This is a genomic window from Virgibacillus kimchii (genome assembly GCF_055379185.1).
Genome location: NZ_AP043951.1, coordinates 1,150,312 through 1,166,458, shown reverse-complemented (window position 1 = coordinate 1,166,458; position 16,147 = coordinate 1,150,312). Strand labels below are relative to the sequence as shown.

The window sequence follows — 16,147 nt, the reverse complement described above, 5'->3', positions numbered from 1 at the left end:
TACGCTTTCCAGAACCGCTTTAGCGATCAGCAAGGTTTACTAATAAGGGGGTTATCGATCATGAGTTTTAAAGCTCCACGCGGTACGGTGGATGTTTTGCCTGATGAAGCAGCAAAATGGCAATATGTCGAGTCAAAAATTAAAAATGTATGTGAAAGATTTCATTATAAGGAAATCAGGACACCGCTTTTTGAACATACGGAAGTTTTCCAACGGGGAGTTGGAGATTCAACAGACATTGTGCAAAAAGAAATGTACACCTTTGAGGATAGGGGAGGAAGAAGTCTTACATTAAGACCCGAAGGAACAGCCCCTGTTGTCCGTGCTTTCGTCGAAAATAAAATGTATGGTGAGCCAATTCAGCCGGTGAAACTGTTTTATTTTGCTCAGATGTTCCGTTATGAGCGGCCACAAAAAGGGAGGATGCGCCAATTAAATCAGTTTGGCGTAGAAGCTCTCGGTAGTGCAGACCCGGCTATAGATGCTGAAGTAATTGATTTGGCAATGACCTGTTATCAGGAGCTTGGGCTAAAATCATTAAAATTGGTCATTAATTCGCTTGGTGATCTGGAAAGCAGAACGAATCACCGGCAGGCGTTGGTCGATCACTTCACACCTCATCAGGATGAACTTTGTGAAGATTGTCAGGTAAGGCTCACACAAAATCCATTGCGGGTACTTGACTGTAAAAAAGATAGAGATCACCCGGCCATGAAAACAGCACCTTCCATTTTGGATTATTTAAATGAGGAATCAAATGCCTACTTTGATCAGGTGAAGACATATCTAGACCAAATGGGAATTGAATATGTTGTGGATAAAAATCTGGTCAGAGGACTTGATTATTATAATCATACTGCCTTTGAAATCATGAGTGAGGCAGAAGGCTTTGGCGCAATTACAACATTGGCCGGCGGAGGCAGATACAATGGTCTCACGGAAGAGCTTGGCGGACCGGATGTTCCGGGAATTGGTTTTGGAATGGGACTGGAAAGGCTTTTGATGGCCCTTGAAGCTGAAAACATCCGTACACCGATTTCAAACAATTTGGATTGCTATATGATTGCTCTTGGCGAAGATGTAAATAGAGAAGCGGTACGTCTTGTTCACGAATTGCGAAAGCATGGCATACGAATTGATAAGGATTACCAGGGACGAAAAACGAAAGCCCAATTCAAAGCTGCAGACCGGATTGGGGCGAAGTATGCTCTGGTGCTTGGCGGAGATGAGTTGGAGAAAAAAGTAATCCAGCTGAAAGATTTGAAGACGGGCAATGAAGAGGAAGTGCCGCTGTCGCAATTGACAGATAGATTGAAGGAGTCCATAGGAGGAAAGTGACATGAGTAAAAGAATTTATGCAGGGACACTGAAAGCGTCCGATGTAGAAAAGCATGTATTGTTAAAAGGGTGGGTGCAGAAACGGCGTGACCTCGGCGGCTTGATTTTCATTGATCTTCGTGATAAATCAGGACTGGTTCAAGTTGTTTTTAACCCTGATCACTCTAAGGAAGCCCTGGAAACAGCTGAAACGATCCGAAGTGAATATGTGGTTGAAATCGAAGGCACCGTTGTTAAGCGGGATGAGGGAACCATAAACCCAAACATGGAAACAGGAGAAATTGAAGTTATTGCTTTATCCATACATGTCTTAAATAAATCAAAAACTCCTCCTTTTGCTATAAAGGAGGAACCAGCTGCTGCCGAAGACTTGAGGCTTAAATACCGCTATATTGATTTGCGGAGAAATTCATTGCAGGAGACATTTAAGTTAAGACATCAGACAACACAAACCGTTAGAAATTTTTTAAATGAACAAGGATTTTTGGAGATGGAAACACCAATCTTAACGAAAAGCACTCCAGAGGGGGCACGTGACTATTTAGTGCCGAGCAGGGTGCATGGAGGCGAGTTTTATGCGCTCCCGCAGTCACCTCAATTGTTCAAGCAATTAATTATGATGGGTGGTTTTGAAAAGTATTATCAGATTGCCCGATGTTTTCGGGATGAAGACCTGAGGGCGGACAGACAGCCGGAATTCACACAAATTGATATTGAAACCTCTTTTATGACCAGTGATGAAATTATGGAAATGACAGAGGAAATGATGCAAAAAATAATGAAAAAAGTGAAAGGGAAAGAAATTGCGAGGCCATTTCCGAGACTGTCCTATGAAGAGGCGATGGGACGTTTTGGTTCAGATAAGCCGGATACAAGATTTGAAATGGAACTTATCCATGTTTCTGATCTTCTTAAAAATTCTTCTTTTAAAGTATTTCAATCGGCTATCGAATCCGGAGGGATTGTTAGTCTATTAAATGTAAAAGGACAGGCAGCAAATTACTCCAGAAAAGATATTGATAATTTGACGGATTACGTGAAAGTGTATGGAGCAAAAGGGCTTGCATGGCTAAAAACAGAAGGAAAAGAATTGAAAGGACCTATTGCTAAATTCCTGTCCGATGAGGAAAAGGCTTCCTTAAAGGCCAAAGCCGGTGCAGAAGATGGAGACTTGCTTTTATTCGGCGCTGACAAAAAATCTGTTGTCTATGACAGCCTGGGTCAGCTTCGGCTTAAACTTGGCAAGGATCTGGAATTAATTGATGAGTCAAAATATAATTACCTGTGGGTTACGGACTGGCCATTGCTTGAATATGATGAGGAAGAAGGCAGATACTTTGCAGCCCATCACCCCTTTACCGCACCGTTGGAGAAAGATGAAGGGGAATTACTGACAGATCCGCAAAATGTAAAAGCAAATGCCTATGACCTGGTTTTGAATGGGTATGAATTGGGCGGAGGTTCGATTCGTATCCATAAAAGGGAAAAGCAGGAAGAGATGTTTGAAGTGCTTGGTTTTACCAAAGAACAAAGCGAAGAGCAATTCGGGTTCTTGCTGGAAGCCCTTGAATATGGAGCCCCTCCCCATGGTGGAGTAGCTTTGGGTCTTGATCGGATTGTTATGCTGCTTGCCGGAAGAAGTAATTTACGCGACACTATTCTATTTCCAAAAACAGCCTCGGCATCAGATTTATTAACAGATGCCCCTAGCAGTGTGAGTAAGGAACAGTTGAAAGAACTTGCTATACAGTTAACTGAAAAAAATGACTGACTCCATCCATTTGTTATAAACTTGTAAAAAATGTAACCTACTCTTCACGACTGTGAATATTGAAAAACAGTAAACCTTATGCTAAAATAAGGTTACAGAATTTGAAGATCAAATCCTGATGTGTACGTCTAATAAAAGTGTTTTGACCGAACACCTTTATCATTGGGAGCTTGAATTGTTTCTATGTTGCGTGCATGCCCCGACAATTACATTTGGGGAAGCACAATAAATATAGAACAAAGCACCCACCTGCCAAGAGCGGGATCAAAGCTTGAATTTAGACGGCACAATTGGGATTTGATATCTTACATAATATTAAAACACGACCACATTATGATTCCGTGGTCGTGTTTTAATTTAATAACAAGTGATGTTATTTTAATAACGATTCAAAATTTCTGAATTACAATAATAAGAAGAAGGGAAGTTCCACAGTTTGTTATGTATCTTGGAAATTAGTACGAGCTATCTTTCTTTACCGAAACCCCTGCTATTCTCCTTATGTATACAATAAAGGCTTATTTTTGTAATTTCTTATACATAATATTTTATACATCAATACTCTTAAGATCTTTATCTATTAATGGAAATAATCCACATAAAAATATCCATATCCCAGCAAAAACATATAAAATACTAACATCATATAAGTCGGCAATCCACCCACCTATTAAGACTGTTGGCGCAATTACTACAGAAGAGAGTGCTCCAGTAATTGTATTTATTCTAGCACGAACTTGGTCTTTTACGAGTAAAATTAATATAGATCCGAACATCACGTTACCTAAAATACTTGTAAAAGTCATCATAAGATAAAATAATAAACCGATGTAATAATTTGTTGTAAGTGCCATTCCAAGAAACGCAATACCTGAAATTATATAATCAAAAGCTATAACCAAATAGGGTCTTACTAAACTTGTCAATTTCCCTGCAAAAATTCCAACTATTATTCCAACAAATGCAGCAGAAGCATTAAAGATTCCAAATTGAATTGCGCTTGCTTGGTAATGGTCTGAAACAAGTACAACTAAGAGTGAACCAGCTATAGTGGTTAAATTGACTGCCATTGCCAGCATAACTAATTTAAAAACCGGTGGATTATTTTTGAAGGAATTAATTCCAAAAATAAGATCACTTTTCATTGTACTCTTTTTTGAATTGGTGCTAACTTCATCTGACCTCTCAGTTGAGTCTTTGATAGCTTGTTTTTTTTGGATAACAATAAAAGTTAATAAAATGCTGGCAAAAAGATAAAATATTGAATGCGTAAGCATGACTCCTATGAACCCTATAAAGCTGATCAAAACACCACTTATCATTTGTCCTATCAACTCACTAGTTTCACTTGTTGAAGAAATATACCCATTCGTCTTTATAATTCGGTCTCTCTCAACTATTTGTGGAAGAAGTTTGTACTTAGCTGGTTCTACTAGTAACATGCTAATATGATGGATAATAACTGAAATATAGATAAATGCTATTAAAGCATTTATCCAAAATATAAACACTAAACTCAATAATACTCCTACAGAGATCATTAATCCATAACCTAATTGCATTGATTTTTTTGGCTTAGCTCTATCAATGAAAATACCCATTATTGGACCAATCAACACATTTATAAGTGATGTAACAGCAGTAATACCGGCTGCAAATAAAGCTGATTGGGAATATTCATATACATACCATAATATAGCAACGTTAAATACACTATCAGCTAATACTGTTAGAAATTGGTTACTAACAATTAGTGATATATTTATTTTCACAAAACCACCACCCTATTATAACTAAATTTAACCCCGTATTTTTATTATCTTAAAAATAATCCAATTACGATTAAATACTAACATCCGTATTAATAATCTCTTTTTAACTTTTCTAATTAAGCCACGTATATCAACTTGGAAATATCTATAATAATTTTTAAAGGATTCAATAAACAAATACTAGACAAAAATGTAATATAATTTATAAGACTACGTGCTAAAGCAGGTGGATTTGGACATGAAATGCCAGTGACTAAATTCGCTATACAGGGGCGAAGTCCTGCTCAAAGTCCATAAGCTGTAGCATACTCTAAATTAGGCTAAACTCATTTTACAATTATAAAGATCTCATCCTTGCCTCCATTGAATTGATTAGCAACGTAGTTCCGTATTATTTCTTCCGTAACAGTTCAGACAGTAGCACAAAAGTAAGCTCTAGTTCACAAATGCTGTGCCGAACACCTTTTCTTGAGTTCTGAGAATTCATCCTGTAGTAACTTTGATCTTGGCGCTATAATCGGTGAGCAAAATAGCAACAAATGAATATGTCCTTTGCCTACACTTCCCTGTAAGATTTGTTATATTTCTTGTTCGCACCCTTGCCAGATCAATTCCTTAGCTCTTCTTGCTATTTGAATGTATTACATCTCATTTGGTTACCCATACATGATACTTTATATCATAAACTATATGGGTTCCGTCAAGAAGTATGTGTAAATTTTAATAGGGTATTCCACAGAATTGGTGGGGGAGCAGACATCATCCCCCGGGTACCCGGGGGATGATGTCTGAAAATTCTCCCGGTTACACTTTGCTTGTTTTTCCATATCTTGCTTCAAACATGTCTTGAAGCGGTTGATAAGCACTCGCAAAGCCTCGCAGTTTCCGTTCTGCCCATTTTTGATTGTAGTCAATGGATTGGAGATAAACCACTTTCTCTGCCGCCTTTTCGCTGGGCAGGCTGTTCATCGTCTTGGTACGTTTTTTGATTTCCTTCATCGTTCGCTCAATGATGTTTGTCGTGTAGATCATGCGCTGGATGGATGACGGGTAATTTAAAAACGTCAGAAGCACATCTAAGTCTTTCTCCCACGATTTGACGATTTTAGGATGCTTAGCCTCCCAAGCATGTTTAAAAGTCTGGAATTGCTTTTTGGCTTCTTCTCTTGTACTTGCCTCGTAAATGGGCTTTAGATCCTCGGCAACGGCCGTTTGGTCTTTTTTGCGCACGGCATTTATGGCATTTCGGATTTTGTGAACGACACAGCGCTGCACATCAGCCTTTGGATAAACTTCTTTCATTGCGTCTTCTAAACCAGGCAGGCCGTCAAATACACCAAGCAGCACTTCCTCGGCACCACGCTTGTAAAGGTCAAGAAGGATTTCTTTCCAACCGAGTGAACTTTCTTGGCCGCCGACATAGAAACCGAGAATCTCGCGATAACCATCTTCGGTGATGCCAATGACCAGGTAGACGACTTCGTTATCAACGTCATCGCGACGCAGCTTGAGATAGGTTCCATCAAGATAAAGAACCGAATAGCGTTTCTGCAGCTTGCGCTCTTGCCATGATTCGATATTTTCCAGTGTGACATCCGTTATATTGCTTACCGTTGTTGCCGAATAAGCAGAACCCAACATGTGCTCGATCATTTGACCGATTTCACGGGTGCTGATGCCTTTCTGGTACATTCTCGTGACCGTTTCTCCAACCCATTGGTCACGGCGCTGGTAAGGATCAAACAACTCCGTCTTAAATTCACCGTTGCGATCACGCGGAACAGCAAGGTCATCGATATGACCGTGCTTGGTGTCGAGAGTGCGTGTGTAGTACCCGTTTTTCACCTGTTTCAGTTCAGGGTGCTCCACCTTAAAAAACTGTTCCATTTCTTCTTTCATAATGGTTTCCAGGTGCTCTTTGACAAAGTCACGAACAAGTGTGTCAAGTTGATTCATAAAGTCATTATTGGTTATACTATGAGACATGGTAGGGTTTCTCCTCTCTTAGAATTTTAGCCAATTCCGAGGGTACCCTACCTCGTTTTTTGTCTCAAATAATTTACACAAACTATTTTACGTCATCAACTATATGACCTGCTTTTCCTATATTTGGCCATATTTTCACCTCTACCTTAGTATGGATATTAAAAGTGTTAAGGCTAAAAGCGGATACGGCCTAAAGTTAATAGAGTTAGGCTCTGCATTTGTATGTTAAATAAGGATAATAAATAAAAAGTTTTTGACAAATAAATTATATCATAAAAGTCAAATTCTTTCGCTAATTAATAAACATTAACAACTAAACTAATAGTAGCATTTATAAGACTACATATAAAATATAGTATTATCTAAGTATTAAATATAAAAAAAAGGTTGTGTCACATCTGAATATATGATATTGTTCAGCATATAGGGGGAGGGAAAATTTAGGAGGAGTTAAGATGGAAAAAGTTCTTAGTTTACAAGTTATGGAAACACCAGTTAAAAGAGAAGCACAAGTTATGGCGAGTACTAGAAGTGTTTCGTGTGCTATTTGTACAGGTCGTCCGTAAGTTTTTTGATACTTCATTATAGTTAAAAATATAAACCTTCCCCTTTCTCTAGTAAATTATCAATATATAGAGAAATAACGGTGCAGTCAAAGGGACAGTTCAGCCTCAGAGGGATTTTCTGAAAGAAGAGATACCCTAGAAATTTATCATATTAATATTAAAAAATAGGATGAATTGTTGTGATAATACGAAATACGATTAAACGGCATTCGGATCACCTGTAACCGTCAAGTGAAAATGGACACTTTTTGCTAATTAATTCTGGACACTTTTTCCCATAAAAATGGAAGAACGATGTTTCATCCGATAACTGTCATCATTTTGAAAATGAAGTACTTCTGCACGGTGTAATAGTCTGTCCAGGATGGCTGCTGTTAGTCCGGGATCTCCTAATAATTCTCCCCATTCATTCGGCCCTTTATTTGATGTTAATATTACTGACGCCTTGTCATAAAGGTCGTTAATCAGATGAAAGAAGAGATTTGCTTCCCGTGTATCCATTGCCATAAACATTAAGTCATCAATGATGACGAGATTGGCGCCCCGGATGCGTTTCATCCTTGTCTGGGACTTTCTTGTAACTTCCTCCGTCTTTAACGTATGAATAAGTTCCCCCATGGATATAAAGGCAACCTTATAACCCTGGTGGATTGCTTCTATTCCTAATCCCGTTGCTAAGTGAGTTTTCCCCACGCCCGGAGGGCCCAAAATAATTAAATTGTACAGCTGGTCCAGCCATGTAAACTCGGTTAGTTGCTGGAGCTGTTTTTTGCTTAAGGATTGTTGTTCATCCAACTCAAACGCCTCTATCGTTTTGTAAGTAGGGAATGCTGCCCATTTCAAACGTTTTTCAATTTGTTTCTCTTCGCGGCGTTTCTGTTCATATGCAGTTAGATGATGTAAGAAAGTCCGGTATGTCCAATCTTCTGATTCAGCTTGCTGAATCAGAGAAGGCAAATGTGCTGCCGTCTCTGATAGCCTTAAAGAACGAAGTTGTTGTTGTAACTGTTCAAGAGAATATTTCATACCGTTACACCTTCTTTTAACACATTTAAATAGCGATCCAATTCCCTTGTCTCTGCCTTTGTGTTTAATAATGCCGGATCAACGTAATGCAGTGTTTTGATTTCCTCACTTGCAGCTGTTTGGTCGGAATCGGATGGATGCTGCCGCTGAACGAATGCCACCACATCACGAAACTCTGTTGCGCTGTATAATCCGCGCTTTACACATTCTGATAACGCTTCGTTTCGGATGGCTTGATCCACCGACTGAGAAGCTTTTAATACCATCTTTAACTGATCTCTCACATAACGCGGATATCTTTGTTGAATCTCCTCCAGGAAAGCCGTGGCTGTTTCCTTATCCTCAAACCCTTCGGAAACAGTGGCAATATAAGCTGGAATGCCTTTGGAACGATCCCGCATATGTTGGGTAGCCTGTATAAGTTTCCCTTTTTCAGTAGAAATGAGATGATCTGCAATAATCGGCCCGTCTGATTGCTCTCGTATAACTAAACGGTTTCTATCTGTTACCTCGATAGTGACCTCTTTATTTTTTTCATAGGTACCAAGAGGAACCGAGTAGCGGTTGGATTCATACATAATCGTATTGTCCTTTCGCACCGTTCTTGTTATACTTGAGGCAATACTTGTTATATGAATTTCTTTGGTGATCGGCCTGAGGTGTTGTTTCTCTAATTTGAACACTTCTGCCGGTCTCTTTTTTGTTGTATTATGCACGTTCCCATTTCCTGTTCTCTCCAGCCATGCTAAACAATCATCATTCCATGTGTCTATGTGTTGAAATACTCGGTTTCTGGCGAAGTTTTTCTTTACAAAGCCAACCACATTTTCAATTCTCCCTTTGCTCTCCGGATCGGCTTTCCTACAGATAAAAAATTTAAGTTTACGCTCATCGCGGTAAGCCTGGAACTCACTTGTCAGTATTAAATCACCTGCATTCTCACTCACCACGAGCAGGGAATCCTGGTCATAGACAAGTTCATAGGGGATGCCGCCATAATACTGAAATACATGTTCATGCGCTTGAATCACATCTTTTGTGGTAAATGGCCTGTCCAACCACTCTACATATTTATATCTGGAGTGCGAAAGCACGAAACTGATAAAGTATAGCTTGATTACCTTTCCTTGAGACGTTTTCTGTTTTGTTTCCCCAAAATCAACTTGCGCCTGTTCGCCCATTGGCGGATCAGGAATAGCTTGATAGACACGTTTAGGCTCTGTTTTAGGAATATCATACTTATTTCTAAGGTCTTTGACATAACTTCTCACTGTGCTGTCTCCAACGACTAACTTGGGAAATCTCTCCTTCAGCCAGTCATGGATCTGTGATGCCGAAAGGTCAGGATGTTCACTAAGCCACGTGTGAATAAGCATTTCATATGGATCCAATTTCCTGGCTCGCGTTTTGGTGGATGCCATCCACTCCGTAATTTCCTCCGGTGACTTCTCCAGGTATTTATACACTGTTGTCCTTGATACTCCAAGCTTTCTGGCAATTCGCCGTATCTTAAATCCCTGTTCTTTTAATTGCTTGATCTTCATGTACATTTCTAGAATTTCCACCTTTTCTCTTTCCCCCATTACATATAATCAACATAAATGATTATATCGTAATGAAGCGAATTTTTATTGGGCAACGGCCGCCGCGATGCATTTGAGAGATGCTGCCCCTCCCCGGGGCAGCATCTCTCAAATGCAAATACTCCCCCAAAAAAGTGTCCATTCTTATCTAGCAGAAATGGTCTATTATAGTTTAGCAGTTACAATCACCATTCTTTGGTGTTTAACCAAGGATACATGTACTTGCATATTATGATTAAGAAGACATAAATCCTCATGGATCACACATAACTAAAAATCATGGGATTCATGAATGGTCTTTTACTAAATTCTCTATTCAAAATCGCCAAATTTTTATAATAGAAGTGTTGTTAAATTTTTTCATAAGTAGAGTTATTTTTTTAGAAAAATGACAATATTAATGAGAGAAACACGAAACCCCCTTAAATTTTTAAAACTGACCGTTAAAGAGAATATAATGGATATCTATGCGAGGAGGAATTTTTAATGCAAGAAATTACTACATTAGATACTTTAGTAAGTAAAATATATTTTTTGCCGGTTGACCATTATAATAAGTCAGATTATTTTATAAAGTTAATAAATAAACGTCTTCCAAAGAATTGGGAAATTATTGATAGTAAGGTATTTACTAATTGCTCCCCTCCTAATTATAAATATTTAGAACATGGCTGGAAAATTCATATATCTGCGACAATATGGAATTCTTTCGAAATTTTGGATATTGTATCTAAGTATTGTATTACAAGGAGTATTTCTTTTAAGTTTATTAAAGATGATTTTCTCTATGCGCTAATGCAAGATAAAACTTCTGATAGGAGGTCATCAGGGAAATTTATAACAATTTATCCATCTTCGTATAAATTATTCAAAAACCATGTAGTTAACCTTACAAAATTATTAAAAGGATATAACGGTCCATATATACTAACTGATAAACGATACGGCAAAGAAGGAGTAGTGTATTATAGGTATGGTTATATGATCCAAGGAGAAAGTGATATTATACATGGTCCTAATGGAGAAGTTTTTTATGATGATAGATTTCCTATATACAAAGTGCCTAGTTGGGTTGAGGATCCTTTTGCAGAAAAGACACATAACTTAGAGAAAAATAGTACAATATTTTTAAATGACAGGTATGAAGTTATTTCTGCAAAAAGATTTACAAATGCAGGTGGAACCTATATTGGGAAAGATTCAATAACAGGAGAGTCTGTAATCATAAAAGAAGCTAGGCCTTACACTGTGCAGTATGGAGAAACCCCCACTCAAGGTAGTATAGAAATGAAAGAAAAAGAGTATGCGATTTTAAAGAAATTGAATAATTATAATATTAATTTCATACCTCAGCCAATTGATTATTTTAAACAATGGGAACATATCTTTCTTGTTGAAACATTAATCAAAGGTGAGACATTAAATAGATATGTTGCAAAGAATAACCCTTTTAGCTTGCCAAATACGACAGACAAGGAAATAATGGAGTATATGATTGATGTTATAAAAATTATTGACAGTGTTAAAAATAATATAAAAGAAATCCATAATAAAAACATTATCATAAATGATATAAGTCCTGAGAATATAATCCTCCATAATAAACAACCATTTTTTATTGATTTTGATTCTTCAACGAATTTAGATGAAAACAGTGATGAACCAATAATATTAGGAACAGCTGGTTTTTATAGCTCAAAGAATAATACTTCTTCTTTTAAAAGAGATTATATAGGTATCGGGTATTTGCTTTTCTATATGATTGCTCCAAATAACTACCTTATAGAAATAGATAATGAATATCCGGAAAGATTTATGAACTATTTAGTTACTTATTATGGTTTTCCTAAAGAAATAAAAAGTTTAGTTTTAGAACTGATGAAGGGGGAACACAACAATATTTCAGATTATTCACCTCAATATTTTATCGATATTTTATTAAAAAGTAATATTAGAAGGCCAAAAGGAAACGAATGTATTTTAAATTTTAGTGATATTTCTAATAAAATAATCAATTTTATTAATTATAGTAAATTAGATTTTAGTAATCAACTTTTTCCGGGAGACTATACTGCTAATAATTATTATTGCCTAAATACTGGAGCTGCAGGAGTATACAAAGCATTGAGTAATTTCAAAAGTACAGATTCTGATGAATTATTAAGTATAAAAGAATGGCTGAATGATTCGATTTTTAATCACAGGTCTAGGTTCTCGCTAGGATTTACAGATGGATTATGTGGAATATTATGGTGTCTTATTACAAATAAAAGTACTTCTGATGAATATGCAAGTATAATTACAAGTTTGAAGAAAAAGTTTCTAAATCTAAAAGATTTAAGTGTAGAGAGTGGGCTTTCTGGTTATGGATTATTACTTGTAAAACAATATATATTTTCTAAAGATAAAAATTACTTTAACGATATCATAAATATAGCAGATTTAATTTGCAAAGAGTTGAAAAATGACGATTATTATATAGAAAATCTTGGGCTAATGAAAGGGAAAAGTGGAATATCATTATTTTTATATTATACTTATAAATTAACGGGTCACAACCTGTATTATTTTACAGGGGAACAATTATTAGAAGAGGAATTGAAATTTGGAAAAGAAATTAATGGTGGGTACCTATTTCCGGAGACAAGAAGCGAGAATGAAAATATATTCTTCCCATACTTATTAACCGGAACTGCTGGAATAACATCGGTTGTGTTGAGATATTCAATAGAATCAAAAGATAACAAAATGCAACAATATTTACCAAAATTAATAGCGGGGCTAAATTCAGATTTCTCAGTTCAATTGAATCTTTTTAATGGTATTTCTGGATTAATTGCTACACTGCATGATGTATATATAGTAAAGAAGAATCCAGAGTATCGAGAATTAGTATACAAGTTGATTAATAATATAACTCCTTTTTTAGATCTTAATAATGAGAATATGATTTCAATACCAGGTTCTCTTATGTTTAGATATAGTTGCGATTATGGTCATGGAGCTTCAGGTGTATTAGAAATAATCAATAAGGTGCAAAATAATTCGTTAGATTATTTTATATTTATTGATGATTTGATAAATGGATTTAATGAGGTTACTACAATTGAAAGTGAGTATTTAGTGAAAAAGTAAATCTGCATTACATTAAAGGATTTTAGATAAAAACCTTGTTAAAAATAGAAAAAAGATGGTATCAAATGAATTTAAATTGGGCTAGCCAACTCCAAACCTATTTTCATTGATTTACCATCTTTCAAAATAACCTATTGTGACAGTGATCCAACATATTTTTAGACGTATATTGAAATTATGTTAGGTTATCTATTCAACATGTAGGCTCTTCGATTTCTTACAGTCTTTTAACTGTTGCCATGGGCTATTTGCTGCAGGTTGCCGTTTTTATCCATTCTAAAGGCTGGTGATGAGGCTGCTCCATTCTCTTCCAATACAGCCATTTTTCTTGCCCTGTCCATAATCTGAATAAAGGCCTGATAGTCTTCCTGCATAGTAGCCAATTGTTTTTCCGTTTCTTTCAGCTTTTTCTCCAGCATAGTTACCTGTTCTTCCAATTTTTCTTTCTCATTTTGTGCGTCTTCGAGGTCAGCTTTTGATTGATTTGAAGCATAGTAGTCTTTTTTCATTCCTTGGAGGAAATGAATAACACGATCAAGGTTAATATTATTATCAGCTTCTTGTCCCGTTAATACATGTTCATATGTATTCGGTTTATTTGTGGTATATTCCTGCTGAAGTGAAATAGTAGGTTTCCTTGTCTTTTTCATATTTTTTGCCATGGCCCGTTTCTTTTCTTTTCTCTGTCTTTTCGCAAGATCAATAGCACTATCATATTTATTTCTTACTTCTGCATTCCAGCGAAAACCACAGGCAGCTGAAGTCCGGTTGAGTTTATCACCGACTTCCTCAAACGCATTTAATTGAGTGCTGCCTTCGCGGATATGCCGCAATACGGTTTCCGCCAATAAAAGATCATCCTCATGTGACCAGGCATCTTGTCTTACTTTTACCATATCGTTCAACTCCTATTCCGATAAATTAACGATGAAAAATAGATTTCATATTTTTATAATCTATTGTTGCCTCAGGCTATCGGAATTATACGTTTCTCATAAAATCTTTTTTTATGATGGTCACATTTGGTAGTTATTTCGTATTTAATGTTTTTGAATTTTTTCATAGACCTGTTTTAGTGCCTGTTCAAATTTACCGGTTTCTTTTGGCTGGTAGTAGTATTTATTTTTGATAGAGTCAGGTAAATATTGTTGTTTTACCCAGCCATTTTTATGATGATGAGGATATTTATAGTTCTGTCCCCTGCCCAATGATTTTGCTCCCGCATAATGGGCATCTTTTATATGAGGAGGAATGTCGCCGGTTTTCCCTTTTCGAATATCAGAAAGCGCAGCATCCAATGCGGAATATGCCGTATTGGATTTAGGAGACAGGGCAAGTTCCACGATAGCTACAGACAGTGGGATCCTTGCTTCCGGAAAGCCCAGTCTTTCGGCGGCTTCCACCGCGGCAACTGCTCTGGGTCCTGCTTGCGGATTGGCAAGGCCGATATCTTCATAGGCCGTAACGATCATTCTTCTTGCGATACTGTCCAGGTCTCCAGCTTCAATTAATCTCCCCAAATAATGCAGTGCTGCATTGACATCACTACCCCTGATGGACTTTTGGAAAGCTGAGAGAACATCATAATGGGCATCCCCGTCTTTATCATGGGAAAAGCTTTTTTTCTGCATGCATTCTTCAGCTGTTTCACGTGCAATTTTGACTTGACCATTTTCATTTTCAGGGGTTGAAAATACGGCAAGTTCCAAACCGTTTAAAGCAGCACGCATATCCCCGTTGGCACTCCCTGCAAAATGATCCAGTGCCTCATCTGAAAGGTCTATGTCGAAATTTCCAAGCCCTTTGTCCTTATCTTCTATAGCTCGTTCTATCGCTGTTTTAACATCTTCCATTGTCAGAGGATAAAGCTCGAATAAATGGCATCTGCTTCTGATTGCCGGATTAATGGAATGATAAGGGTTGCTGGTTGTGCAGCCGATCAGCGTCAGCAGGTTACTTTCCAAATGCGGAAGCAGAAAATCCTGTTTTGCTTTGTCCAGACGGTGAACTTCATCAAGTATTAATACAGTTTGTCCGGTCATTTTCGCTTCGGCTACAACAATTTCCATGTCTTTCTTTTTATCCGTGACAGCATTTAATGTTTTAACAGGAAGCTGTAAACTCTTGGCAAGCGCAAAAGCCATAGATGTCTTCCCTGTACCGGGTGGGCCGAATAAAATCATGGAAGCCAATCTTTCCGCCTTCACCATTCGGTTAATGATTTTATCTGGAGCCACCAGGTGTTTTTGTCCAATAATCTCGTCTATATGTTCAGGCCTCATCCGAAAAGCAAGTGGCTGTTGTTTCATCGCAATCATCCTTTTATTTATCGGTTATTTACATTACTGGGTATTTTCGTTAGTATATATAAGGAATTTTATGTGCTTTTGTTATAGATGACACACACTTATTATCAAGCTTAATTCCGATTTCAATAAAATGCAAGATGAGAATCATTCGTGCTATAATGTCATGAGAGTATTGTCTGGAAAGCAAATTGAGGTGTAAAGTAGATGAAAATTTCAACCAAAGGAAGATATGGTTTAACGATTATGATTCATTTGGCCAAAAAATATGGAGATGGTCCTGTTTCTTTGAAGCTGATAGCCAAGGAAAATGATTTATCAGAGCATTATTTGGAACAGCTTGCAACGCCTTTAAGAAACGCTGGATTAATAAAGAGCACACGTGGTGCTTATGGCGGATATACGTTGTCAGGGGAGCCGAATAATATAACGGCCGGCGATGTGATCCGGGTGCTCGAGGGACCGATAACACCGGTGGAAGGCATAGAGGATGAGGAGCCTGCAAAACAGGCTTTATGGATGCGTGTCCGCGATGCGGTAAAAGATGTATTGGATACAACTACCCTGGAGGATTTGACTCATCATGATGATGAACCACGGGAAGCATATATGTTTTATATTTAACAACCGGAGAACTTGACACGATACCACTATCCAAATCAGG

Annotated in this window: 10 protein-coding genes and 1 other RNA gene; 5 read left to right on the top strand and 6 right to left on the bottom strand. The window is 37.3% G+C overall.

Features of this window, described 5'->3' with window-relative positions; translation table 11 throughout:
- The first annotated feature begins 60 nt into the window (after positions 1-60).
- The 3 genes from hisS to ssrS all read left to right on the top strand — a co-directional run bounded on the left by hisS (position 61) and on the right by ssrS (position 3,410).
- Positions 61-1,338, top strand: coding sequence for a histidine--tRNA ligase (hisS, locus tag ACZ42C_RS05905; protein ID WP_461182715.1), 1,278 nt, complete (start codon positions 61-63; stop codon positions 1,336-1,338).
- A gap of 1 nt (position 1,339) precedes the next feature.
- Positions 1,340-3,109, top strand: coding sequence for an aspartate--tRNA ligase (gene aspS, locus ACZ42C_RS05900; protein WP_461182716.1), 1,770 nt, complete (start codon positions 1,340-1,342; stop codon positions 3,107-3,109).
- A 109-nt stretch (positions 3,110-3,218) separates the two neighbouring features.
- Positions 3,219-3,410: non-coding RNA, 6S RNA (gene ssrS / locus ACZ42C_RS05895), on the top strand.
- Positions 3,411-3,657: 247 nt separating this feature from the next.
- Here ssrS and ACZ42C_RS05890 read toward each other — a convergent pair.
- The 4 genes from ACZ42C_RS05890 to istA all read right to left on the bottom strand — a co-directional run bounded on the left by ACZ42C_RS05890 (position 3,658) and on the right by istA (position 10,009).
- Entirely contained in the window at positions 3,658-4,881 is a 1,224-nt protein-coding gene (locus tag ACZ42C_RS05890; RefSeq protein ID WP_461182717.1) for an MFS transporter, read from the bottom strand.
- Positions 4,882-5,685: 804 nt separating this feature from the next.
- Entirely contained in the window at positions 5,686-6,867 is a 1,182-nt protein-coding gene (locus ACZ42C_RS05885; RefSeq protein WP_464891313.1) for an IS256 family transposase, read from the bottom strand.
- 821 nt (positions 6,868-7,688) lie between these two features.
- Positions 7,689-8,459 carry an IS21-like element helper ATPase IstB gene (istB, locus tag ACZ42C_RS05880; protein WP_464891334.1) on the bottom strand — a complete coding sequence of 257 codons (771 nt, stop codon included), beginning with the start codon at positions 8,457-8,459 and terminating at the stop codon, positions 7,689-7,691.
- Positions 8,456-10,009 carry an IS21 family transposase gene (gene istA / locus ACZ42C_RS05875; protein ID WP_464891362.1) on the bottom strand — a complete coding sequence of 518 codons (1,554 nt, stop codon included), beginning with the start codon at positions 10,007-10,009 and terminating at the stop codon, positions 8,456-8,458. The genes istB and istA overlap by 4 nt, the downstream gene beginning before the upstream one ends.
- Before the next feature lie 519 nt (positions 10,010-10,528).
- Between istA and lanKC the strand changes: the two genes are divergently transcribed.
- On the top strand, positions 10,529-13,177 hold the full coding sequence (gene lanKC, locus ACZ42C_RS05870; protein WP_461183510.1) for a class III lanthionine synthetase LanKC: 2,649 nt from the start codon (positions 10,529-10,531) through the stop codon (positions 13,175-13,177).
- Between the two features lie 227 nt (positions 13,178-13,404).
- Here the strand turns inward: lanKC and ACZ42C_RS05865 are convergent, their stop codons facing one another.
- Positions 13,405-14,073, bottom strand: coding sequence for an RsfA family transcriptional regulator (locus ACZ42C_RS05865; RefSeq protein WP_461183509.1), 669 nt, complete (start codon positions 14,071-14,073; stop codon positions 13,405-13,407).
- A 144-nt stretch (positions 14,074-14,217) separates the two neighbouring features.
- Positions 14,218-15,486: a replication-associated recombination protein A gene (locus ACZ42C_RS05860; RefSeq protein ID WP_461183508.1), complete on the bottom strand. Its 1,269-nt coding sequence runs from the start codon at positions 15,484-15,486 to the stop codon at positions 14,218-14,220.
- Between the two features lie 204 nt (positions 15,487-15,690).
- Between ACZ42C_RS05860 and cymR the strand changes: the two genes are divergently transcribed.
- Entirely contained in the window at positions 15,691-16,107 is a 417-nt protein-coding gene (cymR, locus tag ACZ42C_RS05855) for a cysteine metabolism transcriptional regulator CymR (protein WP_461183507.1), read from the top strand.
- The last annotated feature ends 40 nt before the right edge of the window (positions 16,108-16,147 follow it).

Coding starts and splice junctions, on each gene's coding strand:
- hisS (WP_461182715.1), top strand. CDS start 61: ATGAGTTTTAAAGCTCCACGCGGTACGGTGGATGTTTTGCCTGATGAA.
- aspS (WP_461182716.1), top strand. CDS start 1,340: ATGAGTAAAAGAATTTATGCAGGGACACTGAAAGCGTCCGATGTAGAA.
- ACZ42C_RS05885 (WP_464891313.1), bottom strand. CDS start 6,867: ATGTCTCATAGTATAACCAATAATGACTTTATGAATCAACTTGACACA.
- istB (WP_464891334.1), bottom strand. CDS start 8,459: ATGAAATATTCTCTTGAACAGTTACAACAACAACTTCGTTCTTTAAGG.
- istA (WP_464891362.1), bottom strand. CDS start 10,009: ATGTACATGAAGATCAAGCAATTAAAAGAACAGGGATTTAAGATACGG.
- lanKC (WP_461183510.1), top strand. CDS start 10,529: ATGCAAGAAATTACTACATTAGATACTTTAGTAAGTAAAATATATTTT.
- ACZ42C_RS05865 (WP_461183509.1), bottom strand. CDS start 14,073: ATGGTAAAAGTAAGACAAGATGCCTGGTCACATGAGGATGATCTTTTA.
- ACZ42C_RS05860 (WP_461183508.1), bottom strand. CDS start 15,486: ATGAAACAACAGCCACTTGCTTTTCGGATGAGGCCTGAACATATAGAC.
- cymR (WP_461183507.1), top strand. CDS start 15,691: ATGAAAATTTCAACCAAAGGAAGATATGGTTTAACGATTATGATTCAT.